This window comes from Niastella populi, from assembly GCF_002078015.1.
In the GTDB taxonomy this organism is placed as follows: Bacteria; Bacteroidota; Bacteroidia; order Chitinophagales; family Chitinophagaceae; genus Niastella; species Niastella populi.
In genome coordinates, this window is record NZ_LWBP01000123.1 from 21262 (window position 1) to 42756 (window position 21495).

General features: G+C 46.4%; 17 protein-coding genes. 3 read left to right on the forward strand and 14 right to left on the reverse strand.

From position 1 onward, the window contains the following. Positions 1-233: 233 nt before the first annotated feature. The 4 genes from A4R26_RS11685 to A4R26_RS11700 all read right to left on the reverse strand — a co-directional run bounded on the left by A4R26_RS11685 (position 234) and on the right by A4R26_RS11700 (position 3019). Complete coding sequence (locus A4R26_RS11685; protein WP_081163959.1) at positions 234-578, reverse strand: TfoX/Sxy family protein; 345 nt, start codon at positions 576-578, stop codon at positions 234-236. Positions 579-662: 84 nt separating this feature from the next. Then, positions 663-1712: a hypothetical protein gene (locus tag A4R26_RS11690; RefSeq protein ID WP_081163960.1), complete on the reverse strand. Its 1050-nt coding sequence runs from the start codon at positions 1710-1712 to the stop codon at positions 663-665. Between the two features lie 217 nt (positions 1713-1929). Then, on the reverse strand, positions 1930-2517 hold the full coding sequence (locus A4R26_RS11695; RefSeq protein ID WP_081163961.1) for a hypothetical protein: 588 nt from the start codon (positions 2515-2517) through the stop codon (positions 1930-1932). After that, positions 2504-3019: an RNA polymerase sigma factor gene (locus A4R26_RS11700; RefSeq protein ID WP_081163962.1), complete on the reverse strand. Its 516-nt coding sequence runs from the start codon at positions 3017-3019 to the stop codon at positions 2504-2506. Before A4R26_RS11700 ends, A4R26_RS11695 begins: the two co-directional genes overlap by 14 nt. Positions 3020-3169: 150 nt before the next feature. Between A4R26_RS11700 and A4R26_RS11705 the strand changes: the two genes are divergently transcribed. Next, positions 3170-3952, forward strand: a complete 783-nt coding sequence (locus tag A4R26_RS11705; RefSeq protein ID WP_081163963.1) for a GNAT family N-acetyltransferase — start codon at positions 3170-3172, stop codon at positions 3950-3952. 536 nt (positions 3953-4488) lie between these two features. After that, positions 4489-4986 (forward strand): hypothetical protein, encoded by a 498-nt coding sequence (locus A4R26_RS11710; protein WP_133054642.1) that lies wholly within the window; start codon positions 4489-4491, stop codon positions 4984-4986. Between the two features lie 214 nt (positions 4987-5200). On the opposite strand, the gene A4R26_RS11715 is transcribed toward A4R26_RS11710, so the two are convergent. From A4R26_RS11715 to A4R26_RS11730, 4 genes are all read right to left on the reverse strand, one after another. After that, a complete protein-coding gene (locus A4R26_RS11715; protein ID WP_081163965.1) occupies positions 5201-7624 on the reverse strand; it encodes a glycoside hydrolase family 2 TIM barrel-domain containing protein in 2424 nt (807 codons plus the stop codon). Between the two features lie 109 nt (positions 7625-7733). After that, positions 7734-9098 (reverse strand): YeiH family protein, encoded by a 1365-nt coding sequence (locus A4R26_RS11720; RefSeq protein ID WP_081163966.1) that lies wholly within the window; start codon positions 9096-9098, stop codon positions 7734-7736. A gap of 118 nt (positions 9099-9216) precedes the next feature. Then, positions 9217-10653: a phytoene desaturase family protein gene (locus tag A4R26_RS11725; protein WP_107685828.1), complete on the reverse strand. Its 1437-nt coding sequence runs from the start codon at positions 10651-10653 to the stop codon at positions 9217-9219. A 273-nt stretch (positions 10654-10926) separates the two neighbouring features. Further along, positions 10927-12591 carry an arylsulfatase gene (locus A4R26_RS11730; RefSeq protein ID WP_081163967.1) on the reverse strand — a complete coding sequence of 555 codons (1665 nt, stop codon included), beginning with the start codon at positions 12589-12591 and terminating at the stop codon, positions 10927-10929. 178 nt (positions 12592-12769) lie between these two features. Between A4R26_RS11730 and A4R26_RS11735 the strand changes: the two genes are divergently transcribed. Continuing rightward, a complete protein-coding gene (locus tag A4R26_RS11735; protein WP_133054643.1) occupies positions 12770-13003 on the forward strand; it encodes a hypothetical protein in 234 nt (77 codons plus the stop codon). 67 nt (positions 13004-13070) lie between these two features. Here the strand turns inward: A4R26_RS11735 and A4R26_RS11740 are convergent, their stop codons facing one another. The 6 genes from A4R26_RS11740 to kdpA form a co-directional block, all read right to left on the reverse strand. Next, positions 13071-14771 (reverse strand): sensor histidine kinase, encoded by a 1701-nt coding sequence (locus tag A4R26_RS11740; protein WP_081163969.1) that lies wholly within the window; start codon positions 14769-14771, stop codon positions 13071-13073. Then, positions 14771-15841 carry a histidine kinase gene (locus A4R26_RS11745; RefSeq protein WP_081163970.1) on the reverse strand — a complete coding sequence of 357 codons (1071 nt, stop codon included), beginning with the start codon at positions 15839-15841 and terminating at the stop codon, positions 14771-14773. Before A4R26_RS11745 ends, A4R26_RS11740 begins: the two co-directional genes overlap by 1 nt. A 92-nt stretch (positions 15842-15933) precedes the next feature. Then, the gene (locus A4R26_RS11750) at positions 15934-17019 is read right to left on the reverse strand and encodes a porin (protein ID WP_107685829.1); all 1086 of its coding nucleotides are present in this window, start codon (positions 17017-17019) and stop codon (positions 15934-15936) included. An 82-nt stretch (positions 17020-17101) separates the two neighbouring features. Next, positions 17102-17662 carry a K(+)-transporting ATPase subunit C gene (locus tag A4R26_RS11755; protein ID WP_081163971.1) on the reverse strand — a complete coding sequence of 187 codons (561 nt, stop codon included), beginning with the start codon at positions 17660-17662 and terminating at the stop codon, positions 17102-17104. 21 nt (positions 17663-17683) lie between these two features. Then, a complete protein-coding gene (kdpB, locus tag A4R26_RS11760; protein ID WP_081163972.1) occupies positions 17684-19765 on the reverse strand; it encodes a potassium-transporting ATPase subunit KdpB in 2082 nt (693 codons plus the stop codon). A 13-nt stretch (positions 19766-19778) separates the two neighbouring features. Then, complete coding sequence (kdpA, locus tag A4R26_RS11765) at positions 19779-21494, reverse strand: potassium-transporting ATPase subunit KdpA (RefSeq protein WP_081163973.1); 1716 nt, start codon at positions 21492-21494, stop codon at positions 19779-19781. Position 21495 lies beyond the last annotated feature (1 nt).

The window sequence follows — 21495 nt, forward strand, 5'->3', positions numbered from 1 at the left end:
ATAAAAAAGGGAAATGGTTGTAAGGATCTTATTAGTGTTGTTAAATATACAAGTAAAAACACAAATTACCAGCTGCTGTATCGATGAGTAAGTGAAAAGTAACGGTGAAATAAATTAGCTTACAGCCCTGCCCCTGCAACAGCCTTTAAATCAATTGCATTGTAGTTGTTTTTCCCGAAGCAAACTGAAGTTGGCAGAAACCCCTCCGGAATTAGTATACGATTTCAGCAGTATTATTTCTTCTTTTTCGAAGGTTTGGCCCTTTTATTAAAATCAAGCGCCAGTTGCACCCAGTAGTCGAGTTTTTTATTTGTATTCAGCACGGCAGCATCAACGAATACATACCCCTTCATCACCTTGCCGGTGAAGTCCATTGGTGTGCAGCCATCTTTTTCCAGCGCGGCATCATAAACCGCAGGGTCAAGCCGCACCATCATGCGTTCAATTTCTATACCAACGCACATTTTATCATTGACCATAAAACACAATCCGCCAAACATCTTTTTTTCCTCTACCCTGTCATGCGTCAATGCAATAATTTCCCGCACCCGGTTGGCCAGCTTTTCATTGTATGACATATGAGCGTTGTTTTAATTTCTATAAAGAAAGGAGGGTCGCCCGCGGTAGCGGGGACCCTCCAAATTAATTAATTCTTTTCAACCTTACTGATACTGAATATAGATCGGCTGTGGTTTTTCAGCCAGTACTTCCTCAGGCGTCAGCATATGGCTGCCTTGTTTGCGGATATCATTTTTATAGAACAGTTTATAACCGGCAAACTGTACAGGTTCCTTCCAAACATACGCTTTGTAGCTGTCATGTTTAAGTGAAGGTTCTCCCCAGCCATCCATATCGATAACGATCTGAACTTCGGGTTGAAGTTTAATATTTTTATAGTTGGTTACCATGTTTTGCGTAAAGCGGTGCACTACGAGGATCTTGGGCGGCAGGTTGTTTGCCTTTGCGAGTTTGGCCAGGTAATCAGTAACAAAATTGATGTCGCTGGCATCCATGGTGCCAATTACCGCCCCGGGTCTTTTACCGGTTTTCATGGAAAACTCAGGATCGATACCAAGGTGCACATGCGGCATCTTCAGGTATTTCTCCAGTTCGGGAATTTCGGCCTGTACATTGCTGAAGCCTACCTGCACATCGATAAACACCAGCGCATTAATGCGTTCCGCCATTTTCAGCACGGAGTCTATCTGGTGAAAGGGCATCCGCAGGCGGTATTTGCCACCCGCGCCGGGACTTCCCTGGGCGGTTACAGCAATATAGTGTAATGCCGGTTGTACCGGAATGGCAGGGTCGGCGGCTTCCCATTTCTTACATTCTGCGGTTAACTTTTGCAGCATTTCATCTGGTGGATATTCGCCCAGGGCGCCCATATTCTTTGAATACAGGTTGCCATAGTAAGCTACCACCCTTTTGAAAGGGAAAATAGCACCGGCCCTGGGGTAGGCAGTTTTTACCGGCCAGCGGCCCGATGAATCGCCATTGGCCAGGTGTAAATTCAATTTATTGAACAGCGCAGTATCCAGCGTGGTGGCAGCAGGACTGGCTACGTTCTCCTGGGTTTCTTTAATTGCTGAAGTGTTTTTCGGAGCGGTGGAATCTGCAGCTTTAGTTTCTGTAGTGTTTGCCTCACCATTAGAGCAGGCATTCATTACAAGAGCTGTGCAGGCAGCAGCTAAAAGGCGTACTGATGGCATAAACCAGGTATTGATTTTATTTTAAATGATACGAAAATGTGCTTATTGTGCAAAGGCAAAACAGCGGGCGAAAATAAGGCAAAAGAAGGGATGATTATCAGGCTGTTCATATTTTTCGGCAGGCTATGCCTTTGTATTGGATTTCAATACCTATAAACCATTATATTCCCTATTTAGTATGTATGGGGGCAAATTTTTTGCGGGCAGCAAACCAACGTTAAAAGTCTGGCGGCAGGCCCTCTTCCTGTAATTTGTTTTGAAGCACCTGCAGCTCTTTCATTTTGTTGCGGTATATATTTTGCTCCCAGCCGCTGGCGATAAAAACCAGCACAAAGAAAAGCGCTACAGCCACTAAAAACCAAACAGATTGCCCCCCCTCCCAGCTACCCAACAAAACCAACAGTGCAATTGGCAATGTATTCCAGCGCATAATTTGCGCAATGCGCACCTGGTAAACGGCCGTTGCAAGTGCATGTTGCAAATCGCCGCTCAGCGAACGGTTGAACCGTTTTTGTTCCCGCATGCGGCGAACGCGGTTTACCAGCACATATAATGCGCTACCCAATAACCATATAGCCAACAAGTAAGCGAATACCAAACTACGCCGCCCGGTAAAATTTTGTTGCAGCACGAACGCTCCGGAGATGGCATTGGCAATTATAAGGATCCATTCGGTTACAACAGCAATATGTATTACCTGGTGTTTTTTGGCAACGATGCGGTTATGCAATGCATGTTCATTGATCACATACAACGGCTTGTTATTTTGTGTATCCCAGATCTTTTGCAATTCATCGAATTCCATGGTCACTGATTTTTTTCGATTGAAGAATGAGTTGCTTCTTTATGCGGTTGATCTTCACACCTACATTTGAAACGCTGATACCCAGGATAGCCGCCATTTCTTTATAACTGAACCCATCGAGCAGCAGCAGGGCCAGCGACCGGTCAATTTCATCGAGGGAATGTATGGTTTCATACAACCAGGTCAGCTGTTCATCAACAGGTTTATGCGGGTGGCTCAATACATCGGGAATGCCATGCAATGCGCCGCTGACCTTGCGGTATTTGTGCTCTTTGGTGACCCAGCTGATAGCAGTATTCAGGGCAATGCGATAGATCCATGTAGTAACGGCAGATTCATTTCTGAAAGCCGGGATCGAACGCCACACCTGGATACTGATCTCCTGAAACAGGTCATCCTGATCCATAGCCGTATTGCCATATGCACGCACTATTTTAAAGATGAGCGCTTTATGCTGATCGATCCATTGATTGAAGATGTATCCCTGTTCCTGAAAGGTCACTAACTGTATGGTTTATACCATTAGTAGCAAACGGAGGCCTGTTTCTTACAGTTTAGCGAAGAATTATTTGATCCGCCTCGTTGAATAATAACTAAAACACATGTGTTGCCGGAAGATGGGAGTTGAAGGCTTTCACCTATATTAGCGTTTATGCATATCATACACAAAGTTGATACCGCCCTGAAAGCAAAGCTGGTTCCGTTTTTCAATACCCATCACCGGGTTGATCTTGGCATTGACAGTTTACTTGACGGACAAAGCGGCAAACAGATCAGTGTGGTGGTGGATAATGTTACCGATCCCAAAATAGCATTTATCAGGTATGGTACATTTGGCGTATTGGCCGGAGATGCAACACATGATAAGGCCGCTGCGCTTATACAATCGATTGAACTACCGTGCGCCATTCAACCTTCGCCGGAACCATGGATGAATTTATTGCAGTATACATATGCAGAAAAACTAAAAAAAACAGAACGGTTCTCGTTTACGCATACGTTTATTGAAGTGGCTGAACTCAACAGGATCATCGAGCAGAATGCAGGCGGTTATAAGGTACATGAAATTGATGCAGCCACTGCACAGGCAATGGAAACAGATGAATGGCATAAGTACCATTTATCGAACTACCATTCTCCCGATGATTTCTCGGCCAATGCACTTGCTTCAGGTATTTTTATAGATGGAACGCCTGCCAGCGTTTGTTCCGCTGCATTGCGCTGTTCTTATGGAATAGAATTGAATGTGATCACCCTGCCGCAGTTCAGGAATAAAGGACTGGCAGCAATTGTTTCAGCAGCAACTATAAAAAAAGCCATTGAACAAAACCTGGTGCCGCATTGGGATGCCGCCAATGAACGATCGGCGCGGCTCGCTATGCGATTAGGTTTTAAACCTGCCGGTTCTTACTTCACGCATTACATATCTGCATGATCGCTTACAAAAGCAAAGAGCCCTTCCGTAACCGGAGGGCTCTTTGAATATTATTTGATGGGAATTAAAATTACTGTCCATAATCAACTCGATGCAGTTTAAAATCGAACTACTCAAAGAACAATGACGCATGCACCAACAACACACATTGATCTCCGTTATATGATGCCATTATCCAAATTCAGATCTGCAAACACCATTACCCAACAGATAAAAATGATGATCTTCAACTCCTGATTATTAAGGCAGGCAACCATTCACCATAGGAAATCCACTACGTAGTAATCCATCCCTCAAAACCCCGCCCCAACTAAGTTCCAGAAACTTTTTTGTTGACATTTATCAAAACGCGTGTTGTGCCGCAATTGTCCGCTGAAGGGTTTAGCAATTTTAATGCATTGAACCCCAGCACATATACCATTAGAAACAGATTAGAACCAATACCAGTAAGGATTTACCCGTAAAACCTTTTTCCCGGCCGCTATTGCACATGTAAAGAATCGTGTGTACATTTAAAAAAACCCATTCGTATGTATATGAAAACCCGATTATTTACATTGGTACTTGCTACCCTGGCCGTCCCTGCGCTTGCGCAGCAGAAACCAACAGCACAATTTGCCAGTCAGAAGACAACTGCACCGGCAGCTCCTTTAATCAACTTCGAAAACCAAAAACTACAGATTGATTCTATAGTTCAGCTTGCCGAAGGAGGTCAGTATTTAGATCATGCTTCTTTCAGAGGCAAAGCCCGTGAAGGCAAATACTGGGTTGAATGTTTCTATAACAAAAAGACAAAAGAGATATTGAAGGCCAACTATATCTTTACAACAGACTCGGCCAACTTCAGCAAATGTTATTATTTCAAAAATAACAGCGTTGTTAAAGTGCTTGACAATAACACAACCAATTATTACCAGGTTGGTAACGTGGTATTAACTGAGCAAGGTACTCCGGCCAATGCCACTTTATCAAAGAAGTTTGGTGAATTGATCACGGATACTTTCCAGGCCCTGCACGCCGGTTTGTTCCCTTAATGAATTAGTTCAGAAACCTAACAGCTTTAGCTTCATGTAATGAATTTTTCAGGGCCTGAAGATTTTGCCAGGTACAGCAAATTAGCCCTGAAGGCTTGCAAACACATCACCAGCGACTTAATTGTTTTGCAAGTTGTAAGTTGTTTCGGTATAACTACAAGATGTTTTGCAAGCCCTGTAAATGAATTACAGGGCTTGTAATTTTTTATACTTCCTACTTCACGATTATATCTATAGCTGCCGGCAAAAGCCCTGCCGATTGTGCCTGTAACTTTATACTTCCCGGTTTTCCGTTCGATTGAACCACTGCCAGTGCCAACCCGTTAAATGCCTTTACATTGCCGGCCTTGAATGATTCGAGATTCGTTTGGCAACCGTTGTCAACACCCGCTATAAAGCCGGAGCCGGCAATTTTGAACTTAATTCTGTTAGCAGCATCCGGCACCAGGTTACCGTCTTTATCAACCACCTTCACCGTTACGAACGACAGATCTTTTCCATCTGCTTTTATCGTACTTCTATCTGCCTGTACAATGATCTTCGCAGGCGCACCTGCTGTTTTTATCAATTTGGAAGCCACCACTTTTCCGCCCTTTCTCGATACGGCTTCTACCTTGCCGGCCTCATATTGCACCCGCCACATCACATACAGCTCATCGCCCGATTTCTTTTTAACGCCCTGTGATCTTCCATTGATAAACAACTCCACCTCATCGGCGTTGTTATAATACGCCCACATATCTATCGTTTGTGAAGGTTGCCAGTTCCAGTGCGGGAACAAATGCAATACATTCTTTGTAGTGAACAAACTTTGATACAGGTAATAAACATCTTTCGGGAAACCGGCCAGGTCTACAATGCCGAAGTACGAGCTACGCGCCGGCCAGGGATAAGGCGTTGGTTCGCCCATATAATCGAAGCCGGTCCACACATACATACCGCTGATGCTTTCATGTTTCAGGAACATGCGCAGGGTAGCCAGGTGCGATGAGCCCCAGGGTGTAAAACAATTCTCGTAAGCAGAACACGTAAGATCGGCATTGGCATTGTCAACAGGCAGGTCCCAGCGTTTTGGCCAGATGCGCATACTGTCTGATGGCATATCATAATGCCCTCTCGATTGCAATGCAGAAACCGATTCCGTTACAATAAAAGGTTTGCGGCCCCATGTTTTTTGTACTGAATCAGGATGCCAGTCATTATGATGATAATTGTAGCCGATCAGATCGTTGATATCCGATTTCAATAACTGGTTCCATGACTGCACATGGTTATTGGCAGTTACTGTTGGCCTTGTATCGAGTTTGCGAACGATCTGTTGCATCTCACGCAAATACATTATACCGGAAGAATCGCCTTTTTTACCCCCCTGTTCGGGGATCTCATTACCTACGCTCCAGATAAATACAGAAGGATGGTTGCGGTCGCGCAGAATATGATCGGTCAGGTCCTTTTTATACCATTCATCGAAATCGTTGCTATAATCGTATTGGGTCTTGCTGCGCTTCCACATATCGAAGGTTTCATCCATTACAATAAAACCCATTTTATCGCATAGGTCGAGCAGCTCGGGCGCCGGCGGGTTATGTGAGGTACGAATGCCGTTCACTCCCATATCTTTCATGATCTGCAACTGCCGTTCCAGCGCACGGGTATTGATGGCCGTTCCTAAACAGCCGAGATCGTGGTGATTACATACCCCCACTATTTTTACTTTTTTGCCATTCAGGGAGAAACCTTTGTCTACATCGAAATTAAAATACCTGATACCGAAGGGAGTGGTATACTGGTCAAGCAGTTTCCCGTTCGAAGTGATCTTCGTAACCGCTTTATACAGGTAAGGGTTCTCAAGGCTCCATAATACCGGCGCCTGAATATTGAACACCTGTTTTGCGGTTTGCAAAGCGCCGATATGAATATTCTTTTGTGTTTGGGATGCTACCGGCTTTCCGGCGGCATTTACGATCGTAGTGGTAATATCAGCATAACCACCGGTACCGAGAATATCGGTTGAAATATTAACCGTGGCAGACGAAGCAGATACTTTTGGTGTGGTTATATATGTGCCCCAATTATCTACATAAATGCTGTTTGTTTTTACCAGCCACACATTGCGATAGATCCCGCTGCCGCTGTACCAGCGGCTGTTGGGCTGTTTGCTATTGTCGACCTTTACCACTATGACGTTCTTTTCGCCGCCATATTTAAGGAACGAGGTAAGATCATAGCGGAAAGAAATATACCCATTGGGCCGAACCCCGAAAGAGTGGCCATTGATGAACACCTCGCTATTGCAGTACACCCCGTCAAAATCGATAAAAATGTTTTTCCCTTTGTCGGTTGCCGGCAATGTAAATGTTTTCCGGTACCAGCCCAGTCCGCCGCGCAAAGCGCCGCCGCCTGTTCCGGTGGGGCTGGTTGAATCAAATGGCAACTCGATGCTCCAGTCGTGCGGCAGGTTCAGTTTGCGCCAGGAAGCGTCATTAAAAGAAACCGATTGAGGACGCTCGGCTTCGCCGAGGTGAAAGGTCCAGTTCTTATCAAAATCTTCGCGCACCCGGGTAGGCTGAGCAAAAAGCGTTTGGTGCAAACATAACAGGAAACAGAGAAAGGGCAGAGAAAATTGACGTAGCTGCATGGCAATGTTTCAGGAATGGTGACAGATATTTATTTCGGGCGTGAAAATACGTATCCGTCACCAAAAACCCGGTATACAAATGTTTACAGCAGGGGTATGAATTGTATTATTATTTTATATCAGGCACTTCAAACAAGACACCGCCAAATAAAAGGTATGCCCATAACAGGGTCCAGATGATGTTGAACAACTGCGCGGAAACAAATGCCACCGCCGGGCGACCGCCATCGGTCTTTACCAGGTCGGCAAACCGGGCTTCCAGGCCAATGGCTACGAATGCGAGGGCAAACCATACAGTACGCAGTCCGGCAAAAACAGGTGTTACCCTACCCGACAATTCGGCCGGGATCTGGAATGAGAACAACAATGATGCTGCCACAAAACCGAGCACGAACTTGGGAAAACGCTCCCAAACAACCCCCAGCCCTGGTTTTTCTGCGCCTTCCGCTGATGCGCCTTTTCTATACGTCCACCAGAGTGCAATAAAGAAAGCGGCAATTCCTATCAGCACATTTTGTGAGAATTTCACGATCACACCGGCCTTCACGGCTTTTTCGCCTACCTGCTGGGCAGCGGCCGAAACCGATGCCGTAGTATCGAGCGTACCGCCCAGCCAGGCGCCGCCTACCACTTCAGATAGGTTCAGCAGTTTGCTCAACCAGGGTTGAATGATCATCATGGGAACAGCTACCAGCAATACCAGCGTGGTCACATATGACAATTTCTTTTTATCGCCTTTAATGGCTCCACTGGCAACAATAGCCGCCGACACGCCGCATATTGCTACTGCCGACGCCAGGATTACGCCAAACTCATCATCTACTTTCAATTTCCGGCTTATCCATAATGCTATAAACCAAACCACGCTCACCACCAATACCGATTGTAATAAACCAGGCAGCCCGGCCTTTACAATATCGGTAAACAGAATACTTGTGCCATAGATCACAAGCCCGGTCTTTATAAAAAACTCCGAACGGGCGGCCTCTTTCAACCAGGCCGGAACGGTGGTAAGGTTGCCGATCAACAATCCGAGGATCAAAGCAAAGATCACATATTCAAATCCGTAATATGAAATGACTTTATTACCTGCTACGATCAGCGCCGCCACAGCCAGCACATAGATCAACGAAAACCCTTTTAAATATTTTTTTATACTGCCGCCAGATAAACTAATGGCGATACCCGACAATACCAGGGAGATCACTCCTGTTTGCAGGATCAATAAAATATTTTTGCCTGCCAATACTTTATTCACCAGGTCACTCCCGGTTTCCCATTTATACGATGGCAATGACAAACTGAACCCCGGCACCCACAGTGTAAGTGCCAGCATGGTTAGAATGATCACACCTGCAATGGAAACCGCCCAGTAATCTTCGGTAAAGCTTTCGAAAAAGGATTTTTTGGCCGGAACAGGTTTGGTTGTTTCATTGACTGCGATGTCTTCGACGTTCGCGTTCTGGTACGACATGTTTGATTGGTTGAAATCGTCAGGAATCTTTCTGTCTGGAACCGTGATACGGCGCCCATGTTACAAGTTAGGAATTTCCTGAAGTCCCGTATTTAAACAGACTTATTTATTTCAATTTTTAATGCGTCTTTATCTCGATGGAAAACACGTCGTGCAGGGCCTTTTTGGCAGCATGATATCCGCACATGCCGTGCACACCGCCCCCCGGCGGCGTAGAGGAGGAACAGATATAAATTCCTTTTGCCGGCGTGGTATAAGGCGACCAGCGTATAGCCGGCCGGGTATATAACTGCCGAATATTGATGATACCGCCATTGATATCGCCCCCGATATAATTTGGGTTGTATGCTTCCATTTCGGCAGTATTCATAGTATGCCTGCCGAGAATACAATCCTTAAATCCCGGCGCAAAGCGTTCTACCTGGTTCTCTACGATCGTTGTCATATCAACGGTTGAACCATTCGGCACATGACAATAAGCCCAGGCGGTATGTTTTTTTTGAGGCGCCCGCGAGGCATCAAATACGCTGGGCTGCGTCAGCAATACGAATGGTTTTTCGGCATGAACACCTTTCGACGATAGCCGTTCGCTTTCTACTATTTCTTCCAGCGTATTCCCCAGATGCACCGTTCCTGCTATGCGGCATTCATTTGCTGTAAAGGGAACCGGCGCGTTTAGAGCCCAGTCGATCTTAAAAACGCCCATCCCATACTGGTAGCGCTGCAATTGTTTTTTATAAAAGGAAGAGAACCGTTCACCGGCGATCTGTAACAACTGCCTGGGTGTTACATCGAACAACACGGCTTTTGCCAGGGGTAATTCATCGAGTGAGCGAATATATTGCGCGGTCTCAATTTTTCCGCCGAGGCTCAAAAAATAAGAAGCCAGTGCGTTGGCAATGGATTGCGATCCGCCTTTTGGCACCGGCCAGCCTTTTAAATGCCCGGCTACCATCAAAACCAAACCAATAGCCGAAGTAACCGCATTGGTCAATGGTTGTATGGAATGCGCGGCCATCCCGGCCCAAAAGCCCTTTGCTTTTGCCGTTTTGAATTTACGGGATAGAAAGTTGGCAGAAGTAAGGGCGGACAGCCCAAACCGCGCCATCGACAGGGGATGTCTGGGGAAACGCAACGGTCCTAAAACGTCTGGGGCTATTGCAGGCCAGATATTCAATATTGGTTGTATCAGTTTTGTATAATTATCAGCATCCGCACCAAGCAACCGCGCGGTTTCGGTTACAGAATGCATCAGCACAGCGGCAGTACCATCATCAAACGGATGCGCCGCTGCCACTTCGGGATAAATAAATTCCAGCCCATGCTCCTGTAAGGGCAGCGTAGTTAAATAAGGCGATGCGGCCGCCATGGGATGTATGGCCGAACAGATATCATGCAAATAACCGGGCAAAGTAATTTCGGCTGTGCGCATTCCACCGCCGATGGTTTCTTTCCCTTCCAGCAACAGCACCGATAAACCGGCCTGCTGCATGGTGATCGCCCCTGCCAGCCCATTGGGGCCGGAACCTACTACTATTGCATCGTAATTACTCAAAACATTCTTTGTTACATTATTGTAAGATCATTTTATTACCGGAAACAATTCATGATCGGAATCGGTAAAACCCTACTTCATCGGCAAAAGACCGGCTCTCTCCCGGCGGGTGAATTCAAACGATTCAAATCCTGCGGTCTATTTTCCCTGTCACCTGTGAACCAGTCAGCCTGTTAGCATAATTTAGAGCATATCGATTCCATTGCCATAAGTGCCTGTCCACAGATAAACCATCGGCCACCGTATAGTTGCGAAAAAGGAGTTGCTGAGCCATTATTGCGGGCCGCTCCCGGGGCGCAGATGAATATACGGTTTCATATTGTTATACCAGTTCTCCCAGGCGGTTTTCATTTCATTAAGCTTACCGGTATTGGCCGCCGCGAGATTGGTATGTTCATTGGCGTCTTTACTGAGGTCGTACAATTCCCACTCGCTGGCATTCGTTTTCATTACCAGTTTCCAGTTGCCTTTTATGTAAGCTTTTCCCTTTACATGCTCGAAGAAGATCTCACTCCGGCCCTTTTTTGTTTTACCGCCGATCACCGGTAACAGGCTTTGTCCATCCATTGGAGTCAATGCATTTCCGTTGTAAGCTGCAGGATATTTTGATCTACTTACATCGAGCAGGGTTGGCAGAATATCTGTCACATGCCCCATGGCCGGGTTGATGCTTCCTTTTTTTGTTTTTAAACCGGCCGGCCAGTGAATGATCATGGGCGTATGAATGCCACCTTCAAAACTTTCCATTTTCCAGAACCGGTAAGGGGTATTCGCGGCATTGGCCCAGTTGGCGCCAATACCGGTATAGGAAATTTCTGAACCTATATTTTCGGCTGTAACAACCTTATCATACTGCAACTCACGGCCATCGCGGGTTTGCGAAGGCCGGTCGTAACCGGGCACATCGATGATCTCAGGCGAAGCACCATTATCGGCGAGGAAAATGACCAGGGTATTTTGCAGGGTATTGGTTTGTTCCAGTGTTTTGATGATGTCCCCTACTCCAATATCGAGCCGTTCGATCATGGCGGCATGGGTTGCCATTTTCATCGACTGTTTTTCTTTTTCAGCTGCGCTTAATTTTTCCCAGGCGCCGTTTCCACCCATTACATTTATTAAAGGTGTGGTGGTGGAATCAATTAAACCCATTGTCACCATGCGACGATACCGCTGTTTGCGCAACTCATCCCAACCCATGTCGTATTTGCCTTTGTATTTGGCAATATCTTCGGGTTTGGCATGAACCGGCCAGTGCGGCGCGGCATGGGCCACATATAAAAAGTAAGGCTTTCTGGCAGCGGTGAATTCTTTTATGTATTCCACCGATGTTTTATTGATGGCATCGGAGATGTAATAATCTTTAGGTACTTCCTTTACCGGTTTTTCGCCGTCAACCAGCGAAAAAGGATCGAAATAATCAACCACTCCCCAAATGATGCCGTAATGTTTCTGAAAACCGCGGTTGATTGGATAACTTTCGACTGACGCAAATGGCGCATCGGCAAAACCCTGGTGGTTAAGCCATTTCAGCTGTTCTTCTTTGGTTGGTTGTTGTATATCATCGCTCAGGTGCCATTTTCCTACCATGCCGGTCTGGTATCCGTTTTCTTTTAACAACTCGGCAATGGTGGCGCCATTGCGGGTGAGCGCATTTCCGTTTGCCGCCAGTCCCACTTTATGCGCATATTGCCCGGTAAGCAGGCTGGCCCGGGTTGGGCAACAGCGGGCATTGTTATAAAAATTGGCCATGCGCATCCCATTCTTTGCAAGGCGATCGATGTTAGGTGTATTGATCTCCCCGCCATAACAGCCGATATCGCTGTACCCGAGATCGTCGGCCATGATAATGATAATATTCGGACGGCTGTTTGCTTTATCCTGCGCCAGCACACCGCTGCAGCAGCACCAAAAAGCGAGCAATAAAATATTCCTTTTCATATGTTTACAATCTTGTTACAAGATGCGGTTACCACAAGGTAAGTAGTGTCAAATTTGTAGACTTTTATTGTAAAAATGTCCATTCCATGCTGCTAATCTGTGTTTTGCAGCGTAAAAGGGCCGCCCCCCTGCCCATTTTCGCCTGAATTACCGGCCGGGTATATTGATGATGGCTCAAATGCACAAAGTGTATGGCGGGCAATTATGGATGCGGGTAAAGATCGGGTTGGTGCTCGGCATTTTTGTGATCAGGATCTTTTATTCAAGGAACATCCGCCAGCTTAAGAAAAGGCCTGCCGGCGAAACGAACGTTCCATTTACCGATATAAAGAAAAAGATCGCCCTTTGGCAATTGGTGCAGGTAGCGTTTGTTGCGGGCATTATCATTTTGAGTGTGTGCAGGTTTAATTAACCCTGAAGCCGCACCGGTAAATTCAGGATCAGTAATTTTTACAGGAGAAATGTGCAAATACCTACACTTACGCCACGTTAAACCGGCAAAAGAAATAACTGCCTTTTCCCGGCGACGACTCCACGCCGATGGCGCCATGCATGGCTTCGGCAAAATCTTTACTGATGGCCAGTCCCAACCCGGTGCCTTTATTCTCATGAATGCCCGGCACGCGGAAAAACCGGTCGAAGATCTTTTGCTGCAAGGAAGTATCGATTCCGATCCCAAAATCCTGTACGCCTATTTCAATCTGCTGCTCATTGGGCTGATGAGCTTTTATTACAATATGATCGTTCTGTGCCGAATAGCGAATGGCGTTGGTAAGAAAATTATTGATGATCCAACCGGTTTTTTCGGCATCGGCCCGGAATGCAGGCAATTCTGCGGTGACCTGTTGTTCTATCCTGATGTTCTTTTCGCGGGCCGCGTTCTGCACAGCGCCCAACGCTTTTTCAATGATGCCGCTCACGGCTACAGGTTGCAGGTGTAACTGCATCTTGCCGCTTTCTACCTGCGACAGATCGAGCAATTCGCTCAGGATACGCAGCAACCGCTGGTTATCGTTTTTCAGGCTTTGCACCAGTTCTTTTTGTTCAGTGGTTAAGGTACCAATCCGTTGATCTTCCAGTAAACGCAAACTGAAATCGGAGGAAGCCAGTGGTGTTTTCAGCTCATGTGAAATAGTGGCGATGAAATTGGTGCGGGCTACATCCAGTTCTTTGAACGGCGTTATATTTTTAAGAATGATCACATGGCCGGTCACTTCTTTTTCCTGCTGAATATCGATCTGTTCTTTTGTGAAATAATTCTCCTTATCATTCACTACGATCCTGAACGGCATTCCATTTTCTTCATTGGAAAGGAAACGGAACAGGTCGTTCCGTTGCTGTATGTCGGCCTGCCTGTGCCCGACCACTTCGGCTTCCTTGAGGTTCAACAATTGTAAAGCCTGCTGGTTGGCAAACAAAACGGTGCCGTTCTTATCTATTCCAATGCTGGCATCTTTCAATGAATTGATAACGGTTTCAGCGCGTTTTTTTTCAAACAGGATCGTGGCCAGGTTACTGTGCTCATAAGCGTCAAGCTGTTCGGCCATATTATTGAACGCATTGGCCAGTTCGCCAAATTCATCTTTTCGCTCGAGGTGAATACGCTGACTGTAGTTCCTGTTAGCTATCGCCTTTATACCTTCGGTAAGTTTGGCAATGGGATTCGCTATTAATCCTGGAAAATTAACAATGAACGTAAAGCCGATCAGCAGGCAGAAAGTAACGATGATGGTTATGATCACCTTTGCATTATCTACCGCCTGTTGAGCAACAGCATTTTTTTCGTTTATGGCGTCGAGATTGATCTTAATAATATGGCCGATGTGCTTTTGCAGCGCCAGTTGTAATGGCATGGAATCATTGTGTTTCAGGAAGGCGGTATAATGCTGGTGCAGGGCCGCGGTCAACTCGTTCTCGCCTTTCTCCGTTATATTATTTTTTTGTGCGGCCAGGTTCTCCTCAAATACCTTCCGCGCGGTATCGCGTTCTTTTTCCCAGGTATTCAACGCATCGAGCATCCTGCGGCCATAGTCAACGCTTTTGTAGTTGTCTTTTAACACATCGCGCGATTCGAGACTGATCTTATTAAAATAATAAAAACCCACCCCGCCAACCAGCAGCAGCAATGTAAACAGAAACCCTACGCCGAGGGCCACCCTGGTTTTTAACTTTAATGGCATTACGATAATATAATGATGTCAATGTCTTTTTTAGAAAGGGTTTTTAACAATTGATTGAACAGGCCCGTTCTCAAAATTACCTGAAATAAGCTCAAATGTGGTTTACCGATGCAAATGGTGGTGATCTTTTTTTCGACGGCTGTTTGAATGATCTGGCCGCCAATGCTTTTGCTTTTTACCTGTAAAACTCCGGCGCCCAGTTCGGTGGCCAGCTTCAGGTTATTGATCAAATGCCGTTGGGCGGCCAGTGGAATTTTATCAGGTTCTTCGCGGGGCGTTTGCACATACAACACGTGCCAGGCGGCATTGTAATACGAAGCCAGACGGCTGGTCTTACGAATAATATGCCGCGCCGTTTCATGGGAGCTGGAGATGCAGGCAAGAAATATTTCGTGTTGCCATGCATTATTTTTAGTGACGGTGTAATCGACCTTTCGTTCTACCTGGCCTGCCACTTCCTTTAATGCCAGCTCCCGTAGCTGTAAGATCTTTTCAGGCTGAAAAAAATTTGCAAGCGCCTGCTGCACCTTATCAGGTTCATATATCTTTCCTTCCTGCAATCGCGTTATGAGCTCCTGCGCAGTTAGATCGATGTTCACTACCTCGTCGGCCATTTGCAATAACTTATCGGGGACTCTTTCTTTTACCAATAAGCCGGTTATCTGCTTTACATCCTCGTTTATGCTTTCAATATGCTGGATGTTCACCGCGGTGATCACATCTATACCGGCATCGAGGATCTCTATTACATCCTGCCAGCGTTTTTCATTTTTACTGCCGGGGATATTGCTATGCGCCAGTTCATCAACGATCACCACCTCGGGATGTAACAATAAAATAGCCTGCACATCCAGCTCATCCAGTTGTTTACCTTTGTAAAACACCTGCCGCCGCGGCACCAGCGGCAGGCCTGCTGTCAATGCATGTGTTTCTTTACGATTGTGTGTTTCTACAAAACCAACCTTTACATTCACATTCTTCCTGAGCAGCTCATGCGCCTCCTGCAGCATGCGGTAGGTTTTACCCACACCGGCGCTCATGCCGATATATATTTTAAGTTTCCCACTCATAAGTTATTAATGGGATCAATTACGCATGTAGATTTTACTATACTGATGTAAGAAGCAGGAAATAAGAAGATCTTGCATTTCCTGCCTCCTGCTTAAAAACTTACAGCTGCAGAAAAGGTAATTGCCGCATTATTGGCTGACCAGCTTTCCTTCTTTACAAAGATCCTGTCTTTACTGCTCAACCATCGCCCTTCCAATCGCAATGCAAGATGGTTGACCGGCATATAGTCGATATTGGTGGAAAGACCGGTGGTTTTAAATCCGTTTGGCGTACCCGTACCGATGATAACACCATGCTCATCATTGTAGTATTCACCGCGTACCGCAACAGCCCACTGATCAACCGGTGCATAGCGAAGAATAATTACCGGCGCATACCAGGTATTGAGTTTGCTTTCACCTTTTGAGGCCTGCTCCTGCCCAAGATCGAAACCCAGCGTTGCTTCTAATTTATCACTTAGCTGTACAATGCTATATACGTTATGAAAATACCGCCAGCGCCGCGCACTATCGGGTTTATCGGTACCTAAAAACGTACTGTAGTTCAGCAATACTTTATCCGTTGGTTTGAACTGCAGCTGTGTACCCCAGCTCATCAGCGAATTACCACTCACCCGTTGAATACGTTGCCAGCCGTTCAGCGCCAGCGCACTCAGCAACCATTTGCCATTGTCGGTTGTGTAGGTAAGTTTGGCGCCGCTTTCATAGTAAGGTGAATTTTCAGCCACCAAACTCCGCGTCAATGCCCGGCAATCTTTACTGACGGCGCTTTCAAAACCGATATGGGATGGCATAATGCCTATATCGAACCAGAGGTTCTTACGCTGACTTACTTTAAAACCTACATTAGCCTCGTATACATTCTTAAGCACACCGGGCTCAGCCGCATAGTTGGCATTCATATAGGTACCGGCCGCCAAGGCCAGGCTGGCACGTACACGTTCTGCAGTATAACCTGCTTTTACATAGGCGAGGTTAATATTGAATTCGTTGCTGCGGTTATGACTATACAAAAATCCCGGCCGGTAATGATCTGCCGGTTTGTTTAAATCATAATTGTAATATGCTTCTGCATATCCGCTAATGCTTACCTGTGCTTTATTTTCTTTCCGGGTTGTATCCTGGGCGGTCAGGTTCGTAACAAAAAGCACAGCGATACCTGATAAAACATTTTTCATTATAAAAGCCAATTGTTTAGTTATTTAGTTATTCAATTGTATCCGCTACCAATTTCGAAATCAAATGGTGCAAACGTAATAACTATTTTATTTCATCCAAACTTATATTCAGCCTCAACACATTCACTTTCGATGGCCCAAACATTCCCAACAGCGGCCCCTGTATCTGCGCTGAAACCAACGCCTTTACCTTTTCTTCGGCAATGCCGCGTACAGCCGCGATCCGCTTCACCTGTAAGTAAGCCGATGCCGGTGAAAGATCAGGATCGAGTCCGCTACCCGATGCCGTTACCATTTCCGCAGGAATATCTTCTTTTTTTACCGCTGAATTGTGCACTAAAATAGTATCGATGCGGTCCTGCACTGTTTGCAAATAATCAGGATTGGAAGGGCCTTTATTGGAACCGCCTGAACCGGCGGCATTATAATCCACCGCAGAAGGACGGCCCTGGAAGTATTTATCTTCAGTAAATTTTTGTCCAACATTGGCATAGCCCACAACCCTGCCGTTAACCTTTACGGTTTCCCCTTTTCCGCCGCCGGGCGCCAGTTTGCCAGCAAAACCGATGAGGAGAGGATACACTATTGAACATATAAGTATAAAAACAACTGTCAGCCTTATTGGTATCAAAAAACTTTTCATTGTTACATCTTTTTAAAAAAATTACATAAACGTGCCCAGCAACATATCAATCAGCTTTATACCGGCGAAAGGAATAATTACACCGCCAACGCCATAGATCAGCAGGTTCCTTCGCAACAGCGCGCCTGCACCAATTGGTTTATAAGCAACGCCTTTGAGTGCCAATGGTATCAATAAAGGAATAATGATGGCGTTGAAAATGATGGCCGACAAAATAGCCGACCCCTGACTTTTCAAACCCATTACATTTAAATGCTGCAAGGCAGGAATAGAAGCAACAAACAATGCCGGAACGATCGCAAAATATTTGGCAACATCATTGGCAATCGAGAACGTGGTAAGTGTACCCCGGGTAATGAGCAGCTGTTTTCCTATTTCAACCACTTCTATCAGTTTGGTTGGGTCGTTATCGAGGTCTACCATATTACCGGCCTCTTTGGCAGCCTGTGTTCCGCTGTTCATGGCAACACCTACATCGGCCTGCGCCAATGCCGGGGCATCGTTTGTGCCATCGCCCATCATGGCCACCAGTTTGCCCGACGCCTGTTCTTTGCGGATGTAGTTCATTTTATCTTCGGGTTTTGCTTCGGCAATAAAATCGTCAACACCTGCTTTACCGGCAATGTATTTTGCGGTGAGCATATTATCGCCGGTAACCATTACCGTTTTCACCCCCATTTTGCGCAGCCGTTCAAACCGCTCCTGTATACCGGGTTTTATAATATCCTGCAACCCGATCACGCCTTTTATTTCATTGTTCACAGCTACCACCAGCGGGGTTCCGCCATCGCCGGCGATCTGTTTCACTTTTTCTTCCACTTCAGCGGGCATACCTTTACCGGCATCCAAAGCCATATTGCGAATGGCGTCAAATGCGCCTTTACGGATCTTTGTGCCATTGGGCAGATCGACGCCACTGCTACGGGTTTCGGCTGTAAATTTTACGAAGGTAAGCGGCACCGATAGGTGCTGCTGACGGAATTGTTCAAGTGAAGCATGGGCGTTTGATCGTTTAGCAGCCAGCTCAACTATAGATCTGCCCTCAGGCGTATCATCGGCCAGCGAACTGTACACCGCCAGATCGATAAACGACTGTTCATCTACATGCTTTGCAGGGTAAAAATGCGTGGCCTTCCTGTTACCAATGGTAATGGTACCGGTTTTATCGAGCAGCAATACATCTATATCACCGGCAGTTTCTACCGCCTTACCGCTTTTAGAGATCACATTGGCGCGCAGGGCCCTGTCCATTCCCGCTATACCAATGGCAGATAACAAACCACCGATGGTGGTGGGAATTAAACAAACGAACAGGGAAATAAAGCTGGCAATGGTAATGGGTGTATTCGCATAATCGGCGAATGGTTTTAAGGTAACGCATACTATGATGAAGATGAGTGTGAATGCGGCCAGCAAAATGGTAAGGGCAATTTCATTGGGTGTTTTCTGCCGGCTGGCGCCTTCTACCAGCGCTATCATTTTATCGAGGAACGTTTCACCGGGCCGGGTAGTTACCTGTACAACAATACGATCGCTCAATACTTTGGTACCACCGGTTACCGATGATCTATCACCGCCGGCCTCCCTGATAACCGGCGCCGACTCACCGGTAATGGCCGATTCATCGATGGTAGCAATACCTTCAATGATCTCGCCATCCATCGGTATCACATCATTGGCTTCGCAAACAAACCTGTCGCCTAAACGCAGTTGCGAAGAGGGCAACAGTTTTATTTCTTTTACAAAAATATCACCGGGCGACACCACCTTTTTCGCCGGGGTTTCCTCTCTTGTTTTACGCAGGCTTTCCGCCTGCGCCTTTCCTCTTGCTTCAGCCAGCGCTTCTGCAAAATTGGCAAACAATACTGTCAGGAATAGAATGGCAAACACCACGACGTTATACCAAAGCGCGCCCTGGGTACTGTCGTGCGTTATCATTTGCCACATCACTACCGCCAGCATTACCAACGTACCGAGCGCTACGGTGAACATTACCGGGTTCCTGACCATTAACCGCGGATTAAACTTTATAAAGGATTGTTCGATGGCGGTATGAACCAGCGCCGGTTCAAACAATTTTGTTTCTCGTTTTACTTTTAACATGATCAGTTCTGAATTATTGTAATGATAAATATTCTGCAATAGGGCCGAGTGCCAGCGCCGGGAAGAACGAAAGGGCATTTACGATGACGATAACCGCAAAGGTCATGGCGCCGAACGTAAGCGAATCGGTGCGCAGCGTACCCGCCGATCCGGGAATGTATTTTTTATTTGAGAGGATGCCGATAATAGCTACCGGACCGATCACAGGGATAAACCTTGCCATAATCAGCACGATACCGGTAGATATGTTCCAGAACATGTTATTATCACCCAGCCCTTCCAGCTCGCTTCCATTGTTGGCGCTGGCCGAAGTAAATTCATATAACATTTCTGAGAAGCCATGATGCGAAGGATTGTTCAGCCAGGCAGCGGGTTTTACCGTCAATGCCATTTCAGGATGGTGCGTTACCATGTAAGCGGCCAGCGCCGCACCGCCTTTTACCAGCAGGGCCGATAGCAAACAAACAAGGGATGCGATCTTGATCTCCCCTGCCTCTACCTTATGACCCATAAACTCAGGCGTTCGGCCAACCATTAAACCGGAGATGAATACTGCAATTATGATGTAGAGTAGATAGTTTAACAGTCCAACCCCGCAACCGCCATAGAAAGCATTGATCATCATACCCAGCATTTGCATCAACCCCGATAAAGGCATAGAGCTGTCATGCATTGAATTAACCGAACCGGTAGAAATAATGGTAGTTACAATACTCCAGTAAGCAGATGCCGCAGCGCCAAAGCGCACCTCCTTCCCTTCCATAGCGCCCGTTGCCTGCGCTACACCCATTTGGGCAATGGCCGGGTTACCGTTCAGTTCTGTAACCATAGTAGGAATAAGCAGGCATAACATTCCAATGGTCATAACACCGAAGATCACCCACGCCAGTTTTTTACGCTTGATGTACGATCCCATCGCAATGATCATAGCTATGGGAATAAGCATTTGTAAAACCAGCTCGAACATATTGGTGAAGTAATTGGGATTTTCGAGCGGATGGGCCGAATTGGCGCCAAACCAGCCGCCGCCATTGGTGCCAAGATGTTTAATGGCGATCATTCCGGCTGCGGGTCCGCGTGCTACCTGAACCGTATCGCCCTGCAAGGTGGTAATGGTATCCCTGCCGTTAAAACCAGCCGGCGTTCCGTTGAAGGCCAGCACAATTGCGGCAGCCAGGCTAAGCGGTAATAAAATGCGGGTGAGGCTTTTGGTGAAGATCACCCAGAAGTTGCCCAGATCATTGGTGGTCTTTTCCTTTAACCCGTTGAAGACGCCAACCAGGGCTGCAATACCCGTTGCAGCGCTTACAAACTGTAAAAACGTGATCACGAATAACTGCGTGAAATACGTAACACCGGTTTCACCCGAATAGTGCTGCAGGTTACAGTTCACCAGGAAACTGATGGCAGTGTTAAAAGCCAGATCGGGCGCTTGCCCGGCATTGCCATCGGGGTTCAACGGTAATTTGTGCTGGAAGAGCAGCACAAAATACGCATATACAAACCACAGCAGGTTAATGCTGAGCATGGCTTTTAAAAACTGTTTCCAGTTCATACTTTCCGCCGGGTCAATACCGCTGACGCGGAAGATCAACCGTTCCAGGGGATGCATAAAATCGGTAACGGCGGGTTCGCCTTTGAATACTTTGGTAATATATTTCCCGAGCGGCATTGCCAGAAGTACCGTTAGCAGGAAGGTTATTATTACACCAAATAATTCCGTGTTCATG

Bases quoted from the DNA above. Each gene is read 5' to 3' on its own strand.
- A4R26_RS11685 (WP_081163959.1), bottom strand. From the start codon at position 578: ATGTCATACAATGAAAAGCTGGCCAACCGGGTGCGGGAAATTATTGCA.
- A4R26_RS11690 (WP_081163960.1), bottom strand. From the start codon at position 1,712: ATGCCATCAGTACGCCTTTTAGCTGCTGCCTGCACAGCTCTTGTAATG.
- A4R26_RS11695 (WP_081163961.1), bottom strand. From the start codon at position 2,517: ATGGAATTCGATGAATTGCAAAAGATCTGGGATACACAAAATAACAAG.
- A4R26_RS11705 (WP_081163963.1), top strand. From the start codon at position 3,170: ATGCATATCATACACAAAGTTGATACCGCCCTGAAAGCAAAGCTGGTT.
- A4R26_RS11710 (WP_133054642.1), top strand. From the start codon at position 4,489: ATGAAAACCCGATTATTTACATTGGTACTTGCTACCCTGGCCGTCCCT.
- A4R26_RS11715 (WP_081163965.1), bottom strand. From the start codon at position 7,624: ATGCAGCTACGTCAATTTTCTCTGCCCTTTCTCTGTTTCCTGTTATGT.
- A4R26_RS11720 (WP_081163966.1), bottom strand. From the start codon at position 9,098: ATGTCGTACCAGAACGCGAACGTCGAAGACATCGCAGTCAATGAAACA.
- A4R26_RS11730 (WP_081163967.1), bottom strand. From the start codon at position 12,591: ATGAAAAGGAATATTTTATTGCTCGCTTTTTGGTGCTGCTGCAGCGGT.
- A4R26_RS11735 (WP_133054643.1), top strand. From the start codon at position 12,770: ATGCACAAAGTGTATGGCGGGCAATTATGGATGCGGGTAAAGATCGGG.
- A4R26_RS11740 (WP_081163969.1), bottom strand. From the start codon at position 14,771: ATGCCATTAAAGTTAAAAACCAGGGTGGCCCTCGGCGTAGGGTTTCTG.
- A4R26_RS11745 (WP_081163970.1), bottom strand. From the start codon at position 15,841: ATGAGTGGGAAACTTAAAATATATATCGGCATGAGCGCCGGTGTGGGT.
- A4R26_RS11750 (WP_107685829.1), bottom strand. From the start codon at position 17,019: ATGAAAAATGTTTTATCAGGTATCGCTGTGCTTTTTGTTACGAACCTG.
- A4R26_RS11755 (WP_081163971.1), bottom strand. From the start codon at position 17,662: ATGAAAAGTTTTTTGATACCAATAAGGCTGACAGTTGTTTTTATACTT.
- kdpB (WP_081163972.1), bottom strand. From the start codon at position 19,765: ATGTTAAAAGTAAAACGAGAAACAAAATTGTTTGAACCGGCGCTGGTT.
- kdpA (WP_081163973.1), bottom strand. From the start codon at position 21,494: ATGAACACGGAATTATTTGGTGTAATAATAACCTTCCTGCTAACGGTA.